At 28.8% G+C, this 3,722-nt stretch carries 5 protein-coding genes; all 5 read right to left on the reverse strand.

Going from position 1 to position 3,722, the window contains the following annotated elements:
* Window positions 1-93 precede the first annotated feature (93 nt).
* Window positions 94-1,449, reverse strand: coding sequence for a cell wall metabolism sensor histidine kinase WalK (locus Q0370_RS06910; protein ID WP_299573840.1), 1,356 nt, complete (start codon window positions 1,447-1,449; stop codon window positions 94-96).
* Window positions 1,450-1,486: 37 nt separating this feature from the next.
* Window positions 1,487-2,170: a response regulator transcription factor gene (locus tag Q0370_RS06915; RefSeq protein ID WP_299573843.1), complete on the reverse strand. Its 684-nt coding sequence runs from the start codon at window positions 2,168-2,170 to the stop codon at window positions 1,487-1,489.
* A 15-nt stretch (window positions 2,171-2,185) separates the two neighbouring features.
* On the reverse strand, window positions 2,186-2,890 hold the full coding sequence (locus tag Q0370_RS06920) for a UTRA domain-containing protein (RefSeq protein WP_299573846.1): 705 nt from the start codon (window positions 2,888-2,890) through the stop codon (window positions 2,186-2,188).
* Between the two features lie 340 nt (window positions 2,891-3,230).
* On the reverse strand, window positions 3,231-3,413 hold the full coding sequence (locus Q0370_RS06925) for a hypothetical protein (protein ID WP_299573849.1): 183 nt from the start codon (window positions 3,411-3,413) through the stop codon (window positions 3,231-3,233).
* Window positions 3,364-3,722: hypothetical protein (locus Q0370_RS06930; protein ID WP_299573852.1), on the reverse strand; the 359-nt coding region annotated here is incomplete at its 5' end. The genes Q0370_RS06930 and Q0370_RS06925, both read right to left, overlap by 50 nt.

Consider the following 3,722-nt stretch of genomic DNA (forward strand, 5'->3'; position numbering starts at 1 on the left):
CTTTTAATTTTTTAAAAATTTTTTTCAGTTTTGTATATTATTCGCTATTCATCGGTATTTTAGAACGTAAATTTTTTTAATTCTTTTCAGATTTTATAAAATTATTGTAAAAGTTGTACCTTTCCCAAGTTCACTTTCTACAAAAATCTCTCCTCTATGCAGTTCTATAATTTTTTTTACCATAGAAAGTCCAAGTCCTGAATTATCTCCATTTTTAGACGGATCTACTTGATAAAATCTTAACCATATCTTATCCAGCTTGTCTTCCGAAATGCCTATTCCATCATCTGAAATTTTACTGACAATCCTATTTTTTTGAAGAAATAATTCAACTGTAACTGTTCCGTTCTGTTTTCCATACGAAATTGCATTTGAAATTAGATTTGTAAAAACTCGCATAATCATCATTTCATCAATACTTGCATAAATTTCAGGCATTATTTTTGTAACAAATTTTATATTTTTAGTCTTTGCACTTAAAGTCTGAGTTTCAATAATCATTTCTAGCAATTCACTCAAATTGATGTTTTCAATATTCAGTTTTTGTCTTCCTCGTTCCATTCTCGCTAAAGTTAATAATTGTGAGACTAGTTTTGACATTTTTTGTCCTTCTTTTTCAATAATTCCAAAGGATTTTTGTGCATCTTCGACTGAACTTATTGAGTCTTTCCCGTACTCCGCCTGCGTCAAAATTACTGTAATCGGTGTTCTTAATTCATGTGAAACATCCGAAGTAAACTGAATTTCATTTTCAAAAGATGTCTGAAGCCTATCAAACATTATATCAAAAGTATTTGCAAGTGTGTGAAGCTCATCATCGCCTTTTCCAAGATTTATTCGCTGTGACAAGTCGTTTCCTTCGTTAATTTTTTCTGCAATTCTTCTAATCTTTTCAATTGGCGTAAAGGCATTTTTTGTAATAATGTAGCCTCCAATTGCTGAAAGTATAAGAAAAAATGGCAAAATTACAAAGGAAATCTGAATAACTGTTTCAATGGCACTTGATTGCCCAATATTAGGCATTACTCCTCGAATCCATACTTTTCCATAATTTCCAAGTTCAATTTTCTTGTTATAGACATACCATTTCTGATTATTGCTTCTAATAATCATAATTTTATTATCCTTTGACTTTCTATTGTCCATCTCAAAACCATTTGGTGAATTTCCATAAAGGAATTTGAAATCCTTGTCATAAATGGCAATTTCCACATTCTGAATCATTGTATCAAAGTTGCTGTCAATTATAATTTCTCCATTTTTTATAGTTAAATAATCAAGCCTATGAATTACTACATCTTTTAGATAAGTTCGTACACTCGAATGAATAATATTTTCACTGATATAAAAAACTATAGCCAGTGATGAAAATACAAGCAAAATCATAATTCCCATGTACCATAAACCAATTTTTAACTTTATTGAACTATTATTAAAAAATCTTTTCATTGTTTATTTTTATTCCTTTTTATTTAAAATTTAAAACCTATTCAGCCTTTAATACATAGCCGACTCCACGAATTGTATGAATTAATTTAGGTTCAAAATCCTTGTCAATTTTTCTTCTTAAATATCTGATATAGACATCTATCACGTTTGTACCGCCTTCATAGTCATAATTCCATATATGCTGCTCAATTTGTTCCCTTGAAAGCACACGCTCTTTATTTCTAATCATATATTCCAAAATTGTAAATTCTCTAGTTGACAGCTTTATTGGCGTTTTATCTCGAAAAACATCGTGAGAGTTGCAATTTACTGTTAAATTTGCAATTGAGAATATATTGCTTGCATTTAAATTACTGCTTGACGGATTTCTTCTTAAAAGCACTCTTATTCTTGCCATCAGTTCATCAAAAGCAAATGGTTTTACTAAATAATCGTCAGCTCCATAGTCAAGCCCCTTTACCCTGTCCTCTATTCCATCTCTTGCAGTTAATAGTAAAACAGGTGTTTTTATTTCTTTCTCCCTTATTCTTCTTAAAATTTCAAATCCATCTATCCCAGGAAGCATAATATCAGAAATAATAACATCATATTCAACAGAAAAAATATATTCCAGTGCATCATTTCCATTAAAACAGCTATCTACACAATATTTTTCCGATACTAGCTTTTTTACAATTATATCATTCAGATTCTTTTCATCTTCAATTACTAAAATTCTCACAAATTTTCACCTTGCCTATCTTTTTGCCACTGTTGAAAAAACGAATTTATCTGGCCTATATAAATTTACGCCATACTGAAACAATGTTCCATTAGAAAGATAAGTATGGCTTTCAATTACGACAACTAGATTAAAGTCTTTTAAATCCATATGTTTTTTTTCATCTTCAGTAGCATATCTAAATTTTATATCTCGTCGTGAATGGGATATTTTTAGATGTAATTTTTTTTCAAGATAATCGTAAATTGAACTTTCTGCAATTTTTTTATCTAAAAATGGTACAATTCGCTTATCAAAGTAAGTCTTTTCATATTCAAGCGCTTCCCCATCCAAAACTCTTGTACGTAAAACCCTATAAAACAAAGCTTCTTCAGATACTTCAAAAATTCTCATAAGTTCAGAGTCTCCCTGAATAAGTCTCAAATCAATAAGATTGGTTTTTATATTAATATTTTCAATTTGATTCAGTTCCTTTGAAGTACGTAAATTTGACAGGCTATTTTTAAATCTTCCATTCTCAAGAACCATCGAATTTTTTCCTTTAATTTTCTGAATATATCCATCCAGTTCAAGCATTGACAAGGCTTTTCTTATCGTATCTTTTGAATATGAATATTTACGTGCAAGTTCAGATTCGCTTTTTAAAAATTCTCTTGCCTTAAATGTCCCGTTTGTAATCTTTTCCTTTATATCATTATAAACTTCCTTATATTTACTCACTGGTGTAACTCCTTTCAAGAAACATCAATTTTATTATATCCCATAAATTGCAAAATGACAATGGCAAAAGTATATAAAAACAAGAAGACTAACATTTTCTCCCTGTCCTAAAAAATTATAAAACTTTATATCCTGCTTTTTTATGCATACCCAAATTTCTTTTTATCTTTCCAAGTATTAAAATCTTGAACTTAAATTAATTCCTAAACTTTATTGCTTGTTTTTTGCTTGTTTTAATACATCTTTTTTTCTGCATGTTGTTAAAATAAATATAGCACAAAAAAGTAAATATCATTTCATCTAAATAAAAATAGAGTGTCCCCCAAAATTTAGACTATTTTTAAGCAATCTCTTTGTTTCCTTTCTTCATGCTTTCTTCGTATTCATTCGGACTTGTAAATCCTTCCAGTGAGTTTTCAAATGTTCCCTTAGAAACACCCAATCTTTTTTCTAAAGGAAAAGAAATTATTACATTATCTTTTCCAATCTTCCAATAATCCAAGTCTTTCCTTGTATTCTTCAAGTTCTATCTGTAAACTTCCTTCTATATAAATCCTATCTCCTTTTTTTAAATCCATATCTTTTTCCATATCCAGAATTATATCTCTGTCTACAATAGAATTTTTTGCATAATAAGTTAATTTATTTATGACTTCTGTTATTTCTACTACTGCTGCTATCCCATCATATTCATTTTTTTGTACATACATTAATTCTTCATTTGTTTTTTCAAATTCTGTTATCCAAGATATAAACAGATTTCCTTCTATTATGTCTCCTACCTTTCTTTTCATACTTATATTGTTCATCATAAAAACATCTTCTGAAAATT

It is taken from the genome of uncultured Leptotrichia sp. (assembly GCF_938036635.1).
Classification (GTDB): domain Bacteria; phylum Fusobacteriota; class Fusobacteriia; order Fusobacteriales; family Leptotrichiaceae; genus Leptotrichia; species Leptotrichia hongkongensis.